The organism is Micromonospora sp. MH33, from assembly GCF_003013775.1.
GTDB lineage: Bacteria > Actinomycetota > Actinomycetes > Mycobacteriales > Micromonosporaceae > Micromonospora > Micromonospora fulviviridis.
The window spans coordinates 1-15180 of sequence record NZ_MUYZ01000159.1; the positions used below are offsets into that span (position 1 = coordinate 1).

A 15180-nucleotide genomic window follows, 5' to 3' on the forward strand; every position below is an offset into this window, starting at 1 on the left:
CCCGGCCGTCGAGGTCGTCGCGGTGGCCGCACCCGCCGCCGCGCCCGCCCTGCCCGCGCTGGATCTCCGCCTCGCCGCGACCGCGCTCCCCGCCCCGGGCGTCGGACCCGCCGCGACCGCCCTGCCCCCGCTGGGCGTCGGATCGACCGCGCTTCCGCTGCCGGTCGCCGTCCGGATCGTCGCCCACCAGCCGGCCTGACCCAGCCCTCCCCTCGTCGAAGGACGCCGCCGTGTCACTGCGCATCCGTCTCCGCCGGCCGGCCCGGCCGGCCACCCCCACCCTGGACACCGGGGCGTCCACGCCACCGGGCGACGCGACGATGTCCGACACAGGCACCGCCGACCCGGCGCGGACCGCCTCGCGTACCCGTCGGGTGGCCGGCGCGGTCCTGACCGGACTGGCCGTGCTGCTGGTGGTGGCGGCGCTGGTCGCGCCGGACCGGATGGCCGAGGTCGGGCCCGGCGCCGTGCTGCGGATCCCGGTGGAGGCCCTGGTCGCGGCGGCGCTGCTGCTCGTCCTGCCGGCCCGGGCCCGCCGGCCGGTCGCCGTGGCGCTCGGTCTGGTGCTGGGCCTGCTGGCCGTGGTCAAGCTGCTGGACACGGGCTTCTCCGTGGCGCGGGACCGGCCGTTCGACGTGCTGCTCGACTGGGGGCTGCTCGACGACGGCTTCGGCTACCTCACCGACTCGGTCGGCCGGGCCGGCGCGGTCGCCGCGGCGGTCGGGGTGGCGCTGCTCGTGGTCGGCCTGCCGGTGCTCGTGGCGCTCGCCGTGCGGCGGCTGGCCCGGCTCCTGGCGCGGCACCGCACCGGTGCGGTCCGGGTGGTCGCCGCCCTGGCCGTGCTCTGGGTGGGCTGCGCCCTGTTCGGGGTACGCCTGGCCGCCGGCGTGCCGGTCGCCGACCGGACGGCGACCACCCTGGTGGCGTCGCACGCCGGCCAGGTGCGGGCCGGCCTGCGCGACCGCGCCGCGTTCGCCGGGGAGATGACGGCCGACGCGTACCGGGACGTGCCGGGCGACCGGCTGCTGACCGGACTGCGCGGCAAGGACGTGCTGGTCACGTTCGTGGAGAGCTACGGCCGGGACGCGGTGGAGGACCCCGCGCTCGCGCCGGGCGTGAACGCGGTCCTGGACGACGGCTACCGGCGGCTGCGCGCCGCCGGCTACGACGCCCGCAGCGGCTTCCTCACCTCGCCCACCTTCGGCGGCGGCAGCTGGCTGGCCCACGCCACCCTGCTCTCCGGCCTGTGGATCGACAACGACCAGCGCCACCGGGACCTGCTGGCCGGGGACCGGCTCACCCTCAACGGCGCGTTCCACCGGGCCGGCTGGCAGACCGTCGGGGTGCTGCCGGCCGCCACCCAACCCTGGCCGGAGGGGAGGTTCTTCGGCTACGACCGGTACTACGACGCGGAGCGGCTGGCCTACCAGGGCCCGAAGTTCAGCTACGCGCCGATGCCCGATCAGTACACCCTGGCCACCTTCCAGCGGCTGGAGCGGGACCGGCCGCACGCCCCGCTGATGGCGGAGATCCCGCTGGTCTCCAGCCACTCCCCCTGGTCGGCGATCCCGAAGCCGGTGCCCTGGGACGCGGTGGGCGACGGCAGCATCTTCCACACGGCGTCCACCAGCACCGGCGGCAGCCGGGACGTGGTGCAGCGGGACACCGCCCAGGTCCGCGACGACTACCGGCACTCCATCGAGTACAGCCTCGGCACCCTGGTGTCGTACGTGCTGACCTACGGCGGGGACGACCTGGTGCTGGTCTTCCTGGGCGACCACCAGCCGAACGCCTCGGTGACCGGCGAGGGCGCCGGCCGGGACGTGCCGATCACCATCGTGGCGAAGGACCCGGCCGTGCTGGACCGGGTCGCCGGCTGGGGCTGGCAGGACGGGCTGCGCCCCGGCCCGCAGGCCCCGGTGTGGCGGATGGACACCTTCCGGGACCGCTTCCTCGCCGCCTTCTCCCCGCCCCACTGACCCGACCGACTTCCCAAGGGACACGGCGTGCGGGCCGTCCCCGACCGGCTCAGGCCGCCCGACGCCGGTCGCGGGCCGTCCGGCCGGTGCTCTCCCGGAACCCGGCGCGCCGCGCGCCGCCCCGCGCCAGCCGCATCGCCCGCCGCGCGTTGACCATCGGCTCGCACGGTGCGCCCCGCCCGGCACAGAGCAGGCTGGGACAGCGTCCCGTGGCGTCGGGCTGGTGCGCGGCGGCCACGTCGTACGCGGCCCGCCACAGCAGCGGATCCGTGACGTCGTCCGGCAGGACGGCGTCCTGACTGGACCGGAAAGGTGTCGTCTCGGGCACCCCGTTCCCCCCTTCGTGGTACTCCCCCCGTTCAGTGACCGGGTGGGCCGGGATCAAACCTCCCACCGGGGACGGTGGACCGGCCAGCGGCGTGCGTCACGCCGGGTACGCCCGGGTCTCCGCGGCCTTGACCGCCGCCCAGACCGGCTGGCCGGGGCGCAGCCCCAGGTGGGCCGCCGCGGCGGGGGTGACGTCAGCGGCCACGGCGACCGGCCCGGCGAGCTGGACCCGCAGGTTGTCGCCGTGCCGCTGCACCCCGGTCACGGTGGCCGCCCAGACGTTGCGCGGGCTGCCGTCCGGGCGGGCCGGGTGCAGCGCGACGGCGGCCGGCGGGAAGGCGACGAACGCCTCCCCGCGTACGGTGTCCGCGGTGGTGAGGGTGAGCCCGCCGACCGTCACGGCGTGCCCGTCGGCGTGCCCGCGGTGCAGGTTGAGCCCGACCAGCCGGGCCACGTAGTCGGTGCGGGGGCGGGCCGTGACGGTCGCCGCGTCGCCCTCCTGGACCACCCGCCCCTGCTCGACGATGACCAGCCGGTCGGCGAGCACCAGGGCGTCCAGGGGGTCGTGGGTGACCAGCAGGGTGGCGCCGGGGTGCGCGCCGAGGTGCCGCTGGAGTTCGGCGCGGGTGTCGAGCCGGGTCCGGGCGTCGAGCGCGGCGAGCGGCTCGTCGAGCAGCAGCAGGGTGGGCTCGACGGCGAGCGCGCGGGCCAGCGCGACCCGCTGGGCCTGCCCGCCGGAGAGCTGGCGCGGCTTGTGCCGGGCCTGCCCGCTCAGGCCGACCCGGTCCAGCCAGCCCTGCGCCCGGGCCCGGGCGGCCCGCCGGTCGGCGCCCCGGCGACGCGGCCCGAACGCCACGTTGTCCAGCGCGCTGAGGTGCGGGAAGAGCAGGTAGTCCTGGAACACCACGCCGACCCGACGCCGCTCGGGCGGGGTCCACACCCGCCGGTCGGGGCGGTCGAGGTCGACGCCGTCGAGGGTGAGGTGCCCGGCGCTGAGCGGGTGCAGCCCGGCGAGGGCCCGCAGCGCGGTGGTCTTGCCGGCCCCGTTCGGGCCGAGCAGCGCCACCACCTCCCCGGCCCCGATGCGCAGCCGCGCGTCGAGGTGGAAGGCGCCCCGGTCGGCGACCAGGTGCGCGTCGAGCAGGGGCGGGGTGGTGCTCACGTCACACCGACCCAGCGGTCGCGCAGCCCGGCCAGGATGGCCACGGAGACGGTGAGCAGGATGAGGCTGAGCACGATGGCGGCCTGCACGTCGGTCTCCAGGGCCAGGTAGACGGCGAGCGGCATGGTCTGCGTCCGCCCCGGATAGTTGCCGGCGAAGGTGATGGTGGCGCCGAACTCGCCGAGCGCGCGGGCCCAGCAGAGCACCGCGCCGGCCGCCACCCCGGGGGCGACCAGCGGCAGCGTGATCCGGGTGAAGGTGGTCCAGCGGCCGGCGCCGAGGGTGGCCGCCGCCTCCTCGTAGCGGGCGTCGGCGCCGCGCAGCGCGCCCTCGACGGCGATCACCAGGAAGGGCATGGCGACGAACGCCTCGGCCAGCACCACCCCGGCGGTGGTGAACGGCAGGGTCACCCCGAAGGTGGCGTCCAGCCAGGACCCGAGCAGCCCGCGCCGGCCGAAGACCAGCAGCAGCGCCACCCCGCCGACCACCGGCGGCAGCACGAGCGGCACGGTGACCAGCGCGCGGACCAGCCGCCGGCCCGGGAACTCGACCCGGGCCAGCAGCCAGGCCAGGGGTACGCCGAGCGCGACGCAGAGCAGCGTGGCGGCCGTGGCGGTCTCCAGGGACAGCCGCAGGGCGGTGAGCACGCCGGGCTGGGCCAGCCGCCGGGGCAGCGTGGTCCAGGGCGCCCGGACCAGCAGCCCGGCCAGCGGCAGGACGAGGAAGAGCAGCCCGAGACCGGCGGGAAGCAGCAGGGCCAGCGGCACCCGCTGCCGGCGGCGCGCGGGTCGGGTCACCGGCTCGGCGGGGCCTGGAAGCCGGCGGCGGTGAGCACGGCCAGGCCGGCGTCGGAGCGGACGTGGTCGACGAAGGCGCGGGCCCCGTCCGGGTTGCCGGCGTGCTTCAGCACCACGATCGGGTAGTCGTTGACGGCCCGGGCGGACTCGGGGAACTCGACGGCGGCCAGCCCGGCGGCGGCGCGCACGTCGGTGCGGTAGACCAGCGCCGCGTCGACCTCGCCGAGCTTCACCTTCGCCAGGGCGCCCTTGACGTCCTGCTCCAGGGTGGCCGGGGTGAGCCGCACGCCGGCCGCGTCGAGGGCGTTCTTCGCCGCCGCGCCGCACGGCACCTGCTCGGCGCAGAGCGCCACCTTCCTCCCCGGGCGGGCCAGCTCGGCCAGGCCACCGACCCGGTCCGGGTTGCCCTCCGGTACGGCGATGACGAGCTGGTTGCGGACCAGGACGGCGGGCGCCCCGGCGACGTCACCCGCGTCGGTGACGGTCTTCATGGTGGCCGGCGAGGCGGCCGCGAACACGTCGGCCGGCGCTCCCTGCGTGATCTGGGTGGCGAGCGCCGAACTGCCGGCGAAGTTGAGGACGACCCGGGTACCGGGGTGGGCGGACTCGAAGTCCTTGCCGAGCTTCGTGAAGGTCTCGGTGAGCGAGGCGGCGGCGAACACGGTCACCGTGCCGCCCGTGTCGGCGGTCGCCTCGTCGCCGGCGCCGCAGCCGGCCAGGGACAGGCTCAGCGCGGCCACCCCGGCCAGGGCGGCGCGGATCCACCGTACGGTCACGGGCTGGTCCTTCCCTTCGGCGCGGGCGCGCGCTCCACCACGACGGTGGTCGACTTGATCACGGCGACGGCGACCGAGCCGACCTGGAGGTCGAGGTCGTCGACCGCCTCGCGGCTCATCAGCGACACGATCCGGAACGGCCCGGCCTGTATGTCGACCTGGGCCATCACGGTGTCCTTGACGACGGCGGTGACGATGCCGCGCAGCCGGTTGCGGGCCGAGGAGAGCTCGGGGTGGCCCGGGGCGCGGACGAACGCGGCCACGTCGGCCCCGTCGAGCACCCGGTGGCCGTGCTCGTCGCGGGTGGCCGGCAGCCGCCCGGCGTCGATCCAGCGGCGGACCGTGTCCGCGCTGACCCCGAGCAGTTCGGCGGCCTCGCCGATCCGGAACACCGTCACGCGGCCACCCTAGCGGCCGCAGGTGCGGGTGTGAAGCGGCCCGGCCCCTCGCATCCGCCAGGTGCGAGGTGCCGGGCCGGTCGTAGCTGCGGTGGGTCAGTCGTCTGCCGGGGTGAGCCGGACCCGGCGGAGCAGCTGGGCGTTGAGCGCCACCACGATGGTGGAGGCGGACATCAGCACCGCGCCCACCGCCGGGCTGAGCGCGACGCCCGCCCAGGCCAGCACGCCGGCCGCGAGCGGGATGGCCACCACGTTGTAGCCGGCCGCCCAGGCCAGGTTCTGCCGCATCTTCCGGTACGACGCCCGGGACAGCCGGATCACGCCGGTGACCCCACGCGGGTCGGAGCTGGCCAGCACCACCCCGGCGGACTCGATCGCCACGTCGGTGCCGGCGCCGATGGCCACGCCCACGTCGGCGCGGGCGAGGGCCGGGGCGTCGTTGACCCCGTCGCCGACCATCGCCACGGTCAGCCCGCGGGACTGGAGTTCGGTCACGGCCTTGTCCTTGTCGGCGGGGAGGACCTCGGCGAAGACCTCGTCCACGCCGGGACGGAAGCCCAGGTCGGCGGCGACCGCCTCGGCCACCGGCTGGGCGTCCCCGGTGATCATGACGATCTTCTTCACCCCCTGCTCGCGCAGTTCGGCGATGGCCGCGCGCGCCTCGGGGCGGACCTCGTCCTCGAGGGCGAACGCGCCGACCACCTCGGGGCGGCCGCCTCCGGGCAGCCGGACCAGGTGCAGCACCGCGGCACCCCGCCGGGACCAGCCCTCCGCCGCCCGGGTCAGCTCGGCGGGGACGTCGGTGCCCAGCTCGCGCAGCAGGGCCGGGCCGCCCACCGCCCAGTCGGCGCCGTCCACCGTGGCGCGTACGCCCCGGCCGGTCAGCGAGCGGAAGTCCCGGGCCGCCGCCCGCAGGCCCCGATCCTGGGCGGCGGTGACCAGCGCCCGGGCGAGCGGGTGCTCGCTGTCCGCCTCGACCGCGCCGGCGAGGCGCAGCGCGCCGTCGTCGTCCAGCCCGCCCGTGGCGGCCACCCCGGTCAGGGTGTGCCGCCCCTTCGTGAGGGTGCCGGTCTTGTCGAACAGCACCGCGTCGACGGTGCGCATCCGTTCCAGGGCGAGCCGGTCCTTCACCAGGATGCCGGCGCGCGCGGAGAGCGCCGTGGAGAGCGCCACGACGAGCGGGATGGCCAGCCCGAGGGCGTGCGGGCAGGCGATCACCAGCACCGTCACGGTCCGGATCACGGCCTGGTCGGTGTTGCCGAGCAGCAGCCAGGCCACGAAGGTGGCCAGGCCGACGAGGGCCGCGACGTAGAACAGCAGCGCCGCGAACCGGTCGGCGAGCACCTGGGCGCGCCCGCCGGAGGACTGCGCCTGGGCGACGAGGCGGCCGATGCCGGCGAGCGCGGTGTCCTCGCCGACGGCCTCGACGCGTACCCGCAGGGCGGAGTCGGTGGCCACCGTGCCGGCGACCACCCGGTCCCCGACGGCGCGCGGCACCGGCCGGGACTCCCCGGTGATCATCGACTCGTCCAGTTCGGCGGCGCCGTCGACGATCCGGCCGTCGGCGGGTACCCGGCCACCGGAGCGGACCAGCACCAGGTCGCCGACCCGCAGGTCGGCCACCGGCACCCGGTGCACGGCACCGGACTCGTCGAGGCGTTCGGCGTCGTCGGGCAGCAGCGCGGCGAGCGCCGCCAGGGCGCCCTGGGCCTGCCCGATCGCCTTCATCTCCTGCCAGTGGCCGAGCAGCATGATGGTGACCAGGGCGGCCAGCTCCCACCAGAAGTCCAGGTCGAACAGGTCGAGGCTGGTGGCCAGCGAGGCCAGGTACGCGACGGTGATCGCCATCGAGATCAGCAGCATCATGCCGGGCGCCCGGTCGCGCACCTCGCGGACGCCGCCGACCAGGAAGGGCCAGCCGCCGTACCAGAAGACGACCGTGCCCAGGACCGGGCCGACCCAGCGGACGCCCGGGAAGTCCAGCGAGTAGCCGAGCCAGTCCATGACCATGTGGCTGGTCAGCACGATCGGCACGGTCAACGCCAGGCTCAGCCAGAACTTGCGGCGGAACTGCTCGGGGTCGTGCCCCGCGTGCTTGTCGTGCCCGGCGTGCATGTCGTGCCCGGCGTGCTCGTCGTGGCTCGCGCCGTGGTGCCCGTGTTCGTGTTCCATCGAACTCCACCTCCGCCGCCACCTTATACCCCTAGGGGGTATGTGCCAACTCCCGGCTCGGCCCGGCACGACCGGTGGCCGGACAGGCGAGGGGCCTGCGGGTTAGCCTCGGGGCACGGCCGGCCCGGGGAGCGAGATGAGCGAGCAGAACACCCAGACGGTGCTGCCGGCAGCGTTCTTCGGGCACGGCAACCCGATGAACGCGCTGGAGGTCAACCGCTACACCGCCGCCTGGCGGGAGTTCGGCCGGTCGGTGCCCCGGCCCCGGGCCATCCTGGTGGTCTCCGCGCACTGGTACATCGGCGCCACCGCGGTCACCGCGATGCCCCGGCCGCGCACCATCCACGACTTCTACGGCTTCCCACGGCAACTCTTCGACGTGCGCTACCCGGCGCCCGGGCTGCCGGAGCTGGCCGAGGAGGTCAGCGACGTGGTGCACCCCACCTGGGTCGGCGCCGACCTGGACTCCTGGGGCATCGACCACGGCACCTGGTCGGTGCTGACCCACGCGTTCCCCGAGGCCGACATCCCGGTGGTACAGCTCAGCATCAACGCGTTCAAGCCGTTCGACTACCACCTCGACCTCGGCGCCCGGCTCGCCCCGCTGCGCGAGCGCGGCGTGCTGGTGGTGGCCAGCGGCAACGTGGTGCACAACCTGGGCGGGGTCGACCCGCGCCTGACCGACGAGGGCTTCGACTGGGCGCGCCGCTTCGACGACGCCGCCCGGGAGACGGTCCAGGACGCGCCGACCGAGGCGGCCCGGCTGGACGGGCACCGGGACTTCGGCCTCGCGGTGCCGACCCCGGACCACTTCATCCCGCTGCTCTACCTGGCCGGGCTGGCCGGCGCCGCCGGGGACCGCCCCGACGTGCTGGTCGACGGGTACGCGTACGGGTCGCTGTCGATGACCGCGTACACCCTCGGGCTGCGCTGCCGGGGCGAGCAGCCGCCGGGCGGCGCGCCGTCGCTGCCGGGCGGGGTGCCGGCGGACTCCGCCAACATCTGAGCGGCTGCCCGGGTGCTCAGCGCTCCGGCCGGGACGCCACGCCCGAGCCGCCGACCGGGACCTTGCCCTGCCACGGCCAGCGGCCGTCCAGCTCCACCTGCAGCGAGATGCTGAGGAACGTCCGGACCGCCACGATCAGCGCCAGTACCCCGACGCTGGTGAAGGTGGGCGAGACCGCCACGGTCCGGATGATGTCCCCGGCGACCAGGAGCTCCAGGCCGAGCAGGATGGCCCGGCCAACCCCCTGCCGGTACGCCCGGTAGTGGTCGACGACCTGCCGGGTGCGCCACCAGCGCAGCACGAAGACGACCGAGGCGACCGCGACGCCGACCGCGATGACCAGCACCCCGGCCAGGTCCAGGAACGTGCCGACGCGCTGGATGATCTCCCTGGTCGGCACCCGACACCCCCGTACCGCCGGTGGCACCCCGCGCCGGCCCCGCGCGGGCCGTCCGCAGCACCACCCTGTCGCATCACCGCTGCCGGCGGGCGACTTTCGCCCGAGCCCGCCCGGACGGCGGGCCTCGCCGGCATTCGCCTACCACCGCCCGCCGCCCCGCCTAGGGTGGAAATCGGACCGGACCGTCCCGCCCACCGGCGGGCGGTCTTCGACGGCACCTGGCGAGGAGCGGACGTGACGGAGCCGGAAGAGGACCGGGAGAAGACCAAGAAGACCGACGACGTCCTGTACTCGGCGGACGGCGACCCTCACCACAACCTGGCCCAGGCGCCGCAGCCCGACGAGCACCTGACGCCCCGGTACGAGCACGACGGCGAGACGGAGAACGTCGGCGACGAGTGAGCCTTCCGCTCAGGGTTCCGGCGACAGGCCGGTCCCGGCCACCGGGACGTCGGCGGCGGAGCCCGGGGTGGCGGCCGGCGCGGGGGCCGGCAACTGACGGTCGTGCGGGCGGCTGGGCAGCGCCAGCGAGGTGATCGCGCCGACCAGCGCCAGGAACATGTCCCACTGGGTCCCAGACGTCGCCGGTTCCGGGCGAGCGGCGGGAGCGCCCTCCGACGCCCCCGCCGCGCGGCTCAGTCCTCGGCCTGCCAGCGGTAGAACACCGTGGCCACCGAGTCCTGCGGGCCGTGCCACTCCTCCGGCCGGTACGGGCTCACGTAGGGGGCGAGGTCCTGCATGACCTTGGCGAAGACCGGCTTGGCGTCGTGGTTGTTCCGGGTCGCCTCGGCCGCCGACGTCTCCTGTTCGAGCAGGTGCACGTAGACGTCGTCGATCGAGTAGAGCCAGCGCCCGGTGACGCCCAGCTCGGTCGGCAGCGAGCCGGCGTCGGACTCGCCGAAGACCCGCGCCACGTCCGGTTCGGCGCCGGGCTTGATCCGCCCGACGATCACGGTCAGCGTGGTGTCCGTGGGCGGCTCCCCCTCGGGGGCCCAGTGGTAGAACTCCTTGGCGACCGAGTCGGACGGGTTCTTCCAGTAGCGCGGGTACGGGGTCACGTACGGGCCGATGGCCTCGGCGATCTTCTGGAACGCGGGCAGCCCCCGGGTCTGGCCGGAGATCCGCGGGTCCTGCTCGCGCTCGATGACGTGGATGTACAGGTCGTGGTGGGACAGCAGGATGCGCCCGATGACCCCGAGGTCCTGGGGTCGGGTGGCCTGGTCGTAGTGGCCGAAGACGTCCCCGACGATCTTGTCGCTGCCGGGGACCATGTGGCAGACGATCACGTTCCGGAAGACCATGGCTGCTCCTTGGTTGGGTTCGAGTGGGCGGGCGGGAGGCTCAGGAGGCGAAGGTGATCGGCAGCTCCAGCAGGCCGCGGAACGGCGACGCGGCCGGCAGCCGGCGGACCTCGTCGAGGGGCACGCCGAGCCGCAGCCCGGGCAGGCGGCGCAGCAGCGCGGCGAGCGCGATCTGCGCCTCCATCCGGGCCAGCGAGACGCCGAGGCAGTAGTGCACGCCGTGCCCGAAGCCCAGGTGCGGGCCGCGGACCCGGCGCAGGTCCAGCCGGTCGGGGTCGGTGAAGTGGGCGGGGTCGTGGTTCGCCGCGTTGATCGCCACGCCGACGATCGACCCCTGGGGGATGCACACCCCCTGGTACTCGACGTCCTCGGTGGCGATCCGCGGGCTGGCCACCGGCAGCGGGCCGTCGAACCGGAGCAGCTCCTCGATCGCCGCCGGCAGCAGCTGGGGCGTGGCGCGCAGCATCTCAAGCTGCTCGGGATGGGTGAGCAGGGCGAGCATCGCGTTGCCGAGGAAGTCCGCGGTGGTCTGGTGCCCGGCGAACACCAGCAGGAACGTGGTGGTGACCAGCTCCGCCTCGGAGAGCGTCCCGTCGCGGTCGACCGCGTCGATCAGCGCCCCGATGATGTCGTCGGCCGGGTCGTCGCGCTTGGCGCGTACGAGGTCGGCGAAGTAGTGGTGCAGCCGCAGCTGGGCCTCCTGGACGGCCGCCCGCTCCTCCTGCGGCGGCCGCCGGGTCGAGCCGGAGGTGCGGATCACCTGGGTCCAGTCGAGCACCCGGTCGTGGTCCTCCGGCGGCACGCCGAGCAGCTCGCAGATGACCGTCATGGGCAGCGGGATGGCGAAATCGTGCATCAGCTCGGCCTGGCCCTGCGGGAGCATCTTGTCGATCAGGTGGTCGACGACCTGCGCCACCCGCGGCCGCAGCGCCTCGATCCGCCGGGGCGCGAACGCCTGGGACACGACCCGGCGCAGCCGGGTGTGCTCCGGCGGGTCCGAGTTGAGCATGTTGCGGTTCAAGCCCTCGGAGTTCGGCCCGAAGATCCGCAGGTAGTGCTGGCCGGGACCGTAGAGGTCCTTGGACAGCCGCGGGTCGGTGAGCGCCGCCCGCGCGTCGTCGAAGCGGGTGATCAGCCAGGAGTCGAAGCGCGGGGAGCTGACCGGGCACACCGGCCGGTCGGTGCGCAGCCGGGCAAAGGTCGGGTAGGGGTCGGCGGCGAACCCGTCGGTGTAGAGCTCGCTCGCCGGAACGGCGTCCTCGGTCATCGGTCCTCCTCGGGTGCGCTGCCCACGCTGTGCAGCACCTGGTAGGTGTGCCGCTGCGCGGATTCACGCAGCTCGCGGATGATGCGCAGCAGCCGGTCCCGGTGCTCGCTGCGGCCGAAGGCGTCGAGCCGCTCGCGGTCCGCCCAGTCGCTGATGATCAGGTAGCTGCGCGGGTCGTCGGCGTCGCGGACCAGGTCCTGGTGCAGGCAGCCGTCGAGCGTGCGGATCTCCTCGGCCGCGCTGCGCCACTCCGACTCGAAGCGCTCCTCGCAGCCCTCCCGGGTGCGCATGGCGAGCACGGTCCGCACCCTGGTCACCGGGCACCCCCGAACACCAGGTGCAGGTGTTTGCGGAGCGCGTCGGCGTCGACCGGCTGGCTGCGGAAGCCGACGTGCCCGTCCGGGCGGACCAGGTACAGCCCGGTGCCGGTCAGCCCGTACGCGGCGCGGAACCGGCCGTCGGCGTCGCACACCGTCGGCGGGTCGAGCAGCCGCGGCTCGCCGGCGTCCGGACTGAGCAGCAGGTACGCGTCGACCTCCCCGGCCGCCTGCCGCCGCACGTCGGCGCAGAGCTCGGCGATGGCGCCCAGCGCCGCCTCGTCGGCCGACGCGTCGGAGTAGAGCAGCAGCGTGTGGCGGGTGCCGCGGGTCAGGTCGCGCAGCCGCAGCGGGTGGCCGACTCCGCGCCGCAGCAGCCCGTCCACGTCGGGGGCGCGGTCGCCCGGACGGGGGGCCTCGCCCAGCGCGTCCGGATCGGACACGCACTCGCCGACCAGCGGGCTGCTCGCGTAGCTGAGCAGCATGGACATCTCCTGGAGGAACTGCCGCTTGAGGTCCTCGCGGTCCAGCTCGTCGGTGAACGCCATCCGCACGGCACGGCCGACGATCTCCTCGCCCTCCGGCCGCCGCTCGGTCTCGTAGCTGTCCAGCAGGCCGGGCGCGGCGATCCCGCGTACCGCCAGGGCCAGCTTCCAGGCCAGGTTCCAGGCGTCCTGGATCCCGGTGTTCATGCCCTGGCCGCCGGCCGGCGGGTGCAGGTGGGCCGCGTCGCCGACCACGAACACCCGGCCGTCGCGGTAGCGGTCCACGATGCCGTGGCTGATCCGGAACACCGACGACCAGCGCAGGTTCGAGGCGCGGGTGCCGGGCGGGGCGAGGTGGTCGAGGGCGACCTGGACGTCGGCCAGGGTCGGCGCGCCCAGCTCCGCGCTGAACCCGGGCGGGGCGTCCTGCCCGCCGGTCTGCGCGAAGAAGCGGGGCGGTGCCAGGGTGGCGATCCGGTACCGGCGCTCGCCGCGCAACGGGACGCAGACCAGCATGCCGTCCATCCGGCCGTCGGTCTCGTGCAGGAACCGCAGCAGGTGACCGTCGGGCATGTCCCAGTCCACGTCGACGTCGCCGAGCATGAACAGCTGGGGGAACCGGCCCAGCCCGCCGGTGAAGGTGAGCCCGAGCAGTTCCCGCACGCGGCTGTGCGCGCCGTCGCAGCCGACCAGGTACTTCGCGCGGACCGTCTCGGTGCCGCCGTCGGCGGTGGTGACGGTGGCCGTCACGCCGTCGCCGTCCTGGGTGAAGTCGACCAGCTCGGCGCCGCGCTGCGGGCGTACCCCGAGGGTGGCCAGCCGGGCGGTGAGGATGCGCTCGGTCTCGTACTGTGGCAGGCCGAGGTGCGCGTACGGCAGGCCGGGCAGCTCCCAGCTCATCCGGTGGGTCTCCACCCCGTTGACGAAGACCATGTTGCCGGTCAGCCAGATACCGGCGTCCATGGCCTCCCGGACGACGCCCTGCTCTTCCCAGATCTCCATGGTGCGGCAGTGCACGCCGATCGCCTTGTCGGCCTGGCCGGCCGGGGTGGCCAGCTTGTCGATCACCCGGCAGTCGACGCCCCGCCGGGCCAGCTCGACGGCGGCGGTCAGCCCGGCGGGCCCCGCCCCGACGACGACTACGTCCGTTTCCCTGTGCACGTCGGCCTCCCTGCCCGTGGTGGGTTGTCGCCTGCCGCCCTCGTCGGGCACGACGTGGAACAGGCGGCGCCGGATGTCGAGAAGGAACGGCGCGATCGGCCCGGCCTGCGCGGAGGCGTGGGCCGGGTCGGCGATCCAGCGGAGGAACTCCGCCGCGCTGTTCCACTCGGCGAAAATGTGGTGCACGTCCGACCCGGGTTCGCGCAGCAGTTGCTCGCGCCGGTACCCGGGTATCCCGGCCATCCGCGCCCGGACCTCCGGGTAGCCGCGGTGGAACTCGGCGAGCCGGGGCGCCGGCACGGTCAGCTCGACGTCCACGTAGACCGTCGAGTCGCCCGTACCGTGCTCCCGCAGCACCGGGTAGTCGGCCGGGCCGGCCGGCTCGGTCAGCGGCCGGACCAGCTCGGCCAGCCGGGCGGCCACCGGCCCGTCCCGGTACGCGCGCAGCGCCGCCTCGTCGGCCCACTCGGTGACGACGACGAACCCGCGCGGGTCCAGGGCGTCGAGCAGCAGCTCGTGCCGGAGGTTGCCGGCCAGCCCGCCGATCCGCCCCGCGACCGTGCGCCACGCGGACCGCACGGCGGGCTCGCAGCCCTGACGCGCGCGCATCCGGAGCATCGTCCTGATCATGAGGTCCCCTTCGACGGCCTGCGGGAGACGGTGGGGCTGTCGCGGCCGGCGCCACCCGGACCACCACGTCGTCGCGCTGCGACCCTGCCGGAGGTCGCGTCAACCCGCCGTCACCGGCGAGCCCCGCCAGGTCCCCGCCCGGTGACGCCGCGGGGACGGGACACCGCTACGACCCGCCTCACAGTTATTGCAAAAGGTTGGCAACAAGCCTCGACATGTGGCCGGCTCGGTAACTATCGTCAGCGGCATGACTCCTTACGCACTGGACGCGCGGGCATGGCAGGAAAGCTGGGACCGGCAGCAGGAGGCGTACCTGCCGGACCGGGAACACCGCTTCGCCGCGCTGCTCGACGCCGCCGAGGCCGTGGCCGGCGACCGGCCGCCGCGCCTGCTCGACCTCGCCGGGGGCACCGGCTCGATCAGCCTGCGGGCGCTGGCCCGCCGGCCCGACGCCGAGGTCACTGTGCTCGACCTGGACCCGGTCCTGCTCACCCTCGCCGAGGCGTCCCTCGCCGGCCGGGCCACCGTGGTCACCGCCGACCTCAACCAGACCGACTGGGCGCGGGCGCTCCCCCACCGCGACTACGACGCGGTGCTCACCGCCACCGCCCTGCACTGGCTGGACGGCCCCCGCCTGACCGCCCTCTACCGCGAACTCCGTGACGTGCTGCGGCCGGGCGGGGTGTTCGTCAACGCCGACCACATGCCCGACGACGCGCTGCCCACGCTCACCACCCGGCTCGCCGAGCGGGCCCGGGCGGGCCGGCACGCCCGCCACCGCGCGGGCGCCGCGCTGTCCTGGGCGGACTGGTGGGCGCAAGCCGCCGCCGACCCGGTGCTCGGGCCGCTGGTCGAGAAGCGGCAGCAGATCTACCCGACCGGGCACAGCCCCGAGTGGAACCCGCCGGCGGCCTGGCACCTCGACGCCCTGCGCGCGGCCGGCTTCGCCGAGGTCGGGGTGCTCTGGCGCGGGGGCGGCGACGCCGCCGTGGCCGCCGTACG

Annotated in this window: 16 protein-coding genes and 1 pseudogene; 5 read left to right on the forward strand and 12 right to left on the reverse strand. The window is 75.2% G+C overall.

What is annotated here, in order from left to right; translation table 11 throughout:
• Together B0E53_RS37755 and B0E53_RS22195 are read left to right on the forward strand one after the other, a co-directional pair.
• Positions 1-199 (forward strand): annotated as a pseudogene (locus B0E53_RS37755) (hypothetical protein); the annotation flags it as partial.
• Between the two features lie 31 nt (positions 200-230).
• Positions 231-1979 (forward strand): sulfatase, encoded by a 1749-nt coding sequence (locus B0E53_RS22195; protein ID WP_107077826.1) that lies wholly within the window; start codon positions 231-233, stop codon positions 1977-1979.
• A gap of 49 nt (positions 1980-2028) precedes the next feature.
• Here B0E53_RS22195 and B0E53_RS22200 read toward each other — a convergent pair whose 3' ends face one another.
• The 6 genes from B0E53_RS22200 to B0E53_RS22225 all read right to left on the reverse strand — a co-directional run bounded on the left by B0E53_RS22200 (position 2029) and on the right by B0E53_RS22225 (position 7611).
• Positions 2029-2307: a hypothetical protein gene (locus B0E53_RS22200; protein ID WP_107077827.1), complete on the reverse strand. Its 279-nt coding sequence runs from the start codon at positions 2305-2307 to the stop codon at positions 2029-2031.
• Positions 2308-2403: 96 nt separating this feature from the next.
• Positions 2404-3468: an ABC transporter ATP-binding protein gene (locus tag B0E53_RS22205; protein ID WP_210406173.1), complete on the reverse strand. Its 1065-nt coding sequence runs from the start codon at positions 3466-3468 to the stop codon at positions 2404-2406.
• On the reverse strand, positions 3465-4265 hold the full coding sequence (locus B0E53_RS22210) for an ABC transporter permease (protein ID WP_107077828.1): 801 nt from the start codon (positions 4263-4265) through the stop codon (positions 3465-3467). The genes B0E53_RS22205 and B0E53_RS22210 overlap by 4 nt, the downstream gene beginning before the upstream one ends.
• Complete coding sequence (modA, locus tag B0E53_RS22215; RefSeq protein WP_210406175.1) at positions 4262-5026, reverse strand: molybdate ABC transporter substrate-binding protein; 765 nt, start codon at positions 5024-5026, stop codon at positions 4262-4264. The genes B0E53_RS22210 and modA overlap by 4 nt, the downstream gene beginning before the upstream one ends.
• An 11-nt stretch (positions 5027-5037) precedes the next feature.
• Entirely contained in the window at positions 5038-5439 is a 402-nt protein-coding gene (locus B0E53_RS22220; RefSeq protein WP_107077830.1) for a MerR family DNA-binding transcriptional regulator, read from the reverse strand.
• 96 nt (positions 5440-5535) lie between these two features.
• A complete protein-coding gene (locus B0E53_RS22225; RefSeq protein ID WP_107077831.1) occupies positions 5536-7611 on the reverse strand; it encodes a heavy metal translocating P-type ATPase in 2076 nt (691 codons plus the stop codon).
• Positions 7612-7747: 136 nt separating this feature from the next.
• Between B0E53_RS22225 and ygiD the strand changes: the two genes are divergently transcribed.
• Positions 7748-8617 carry a 4,5-DOPA dioxygenase extradiol gene (gene ygiD / locus B0E53_RS22230; RefSeq protein ID WP_210406174.1) on the forward strand — a complete coding sequence of 290 codons (870 nt, stop codon included), beginning with the start codon at positions 7748-7750 and terminating at the stop codon, positions 8615-8617.
• 16 nt (positions 8618-8633) lie between these two features.
• Here the strand turns inward: ygiD and B0E53_RS22235 are convergent, their stop codons facing one another.
• Complete coding sequence (locus B0E53_RS22235) at positions 8634-9017, reverse strand: DUF1622 domain-containing protein (RefSeq protein ID WP_107077832.1); 384 nt, start codon at positions 9015-9017, stop codon at positions 8634-8636.
• A gap of 234 nt (positions 9018-9251) precedes the next feature.
• On the opposite strand from B0E53_RS22235, the gene B0E53_RS37760 reads away from it, so the two are divergent.
• Positions 9252-9419, forward strand: coding sequence for a hypothetical protein (locus tag B0E53_RS37760; protein WP_168215386.1), 168 nt, complete (start codon positions 9252-9254; stop codon positions 9417-9419).
• 9 nt (positions 9420-9428) lie between these two features.
• Here B0E53_RS37760 and B0E53_RS37765 read toward each other — a convergent pair whose 3' ends face one another.
• The 5 genes from B0E53_RS37765 to B0E53_RS22260 form a co-directional block, all read right to left on the reverse strand.
• Positions 9429-9578, reverse strand: coding sequence for a hypothetical protein (locus B0E53_RS37765; protein WP_168215384.1), 150 nt, complete (start codon positions 9576-9578; stop codon positions 9429-9431).
• Positions 9579-9652: 74 nt separating this feature from the next.
• Positions 9653-10318 (reverse strand): TcmI family type II polyketide cyclase, encoded by a 666-nt coding sequence (locus B0E53_RS22245; protein ID WP_107077834.1) that lies wholly within the window; start codon positions 10316-10318, stop codon positions 9653-9655.
• Between the two features lie 40 nt (positions 10319-10358).
• Complete coding sequence (locus B0E53_RS22250; RefSeq protein ID WP_107077835.1) at positions 10359-11585, reverse strand: cytochrome P450; 1227 nt, start codon at positions 11583-11585, stop codon at positions 10359-10361.
• Positions 11582-11902 carry an antibiotic biosynthesis monooxygenase family protein gene (locus B0E53_RS22255; protein ID WP_107077836.1) on the reverse strand — a complete coding sequence of 107 codons (321 nt, stop codon included), beginning with the start codon at positions 11900-11902 and terminating at the stop codon, positions 11582-11584. The genes B0E53_RS22250 and B0E53_RS22255 overlap by 4 nt, the downstream gene beginning before the upstream one ends.
• On the reverse strand, positions 11899-14178 hold the full coding sequence (locus tag B0E53_RS22260; protein ID WP_107077837.1) for an FAD-dependent oxidoreductase: 2280 nt from the start codon (positions 14176-14178) through the stop codon (positions 11899-11901). The genes B0E53_RS22255 and B0E53_RS22260 overlap by 4 nt, the downstream gene beginning before the upstream one ends.
• Positions 14179-14425: 247 nt before the next feature.
• Between B0E53_RS22260 and B0E53_RS22265 the strand changes: the two genes are divergently transcribed.
• The coding region (locus B0E53_RS22265; protein WP_107077838.1) for a class I SAM-dependent methyltransferase at positions 14426-15180 on the forward strand (755 nt) is incomplete at its 3' end.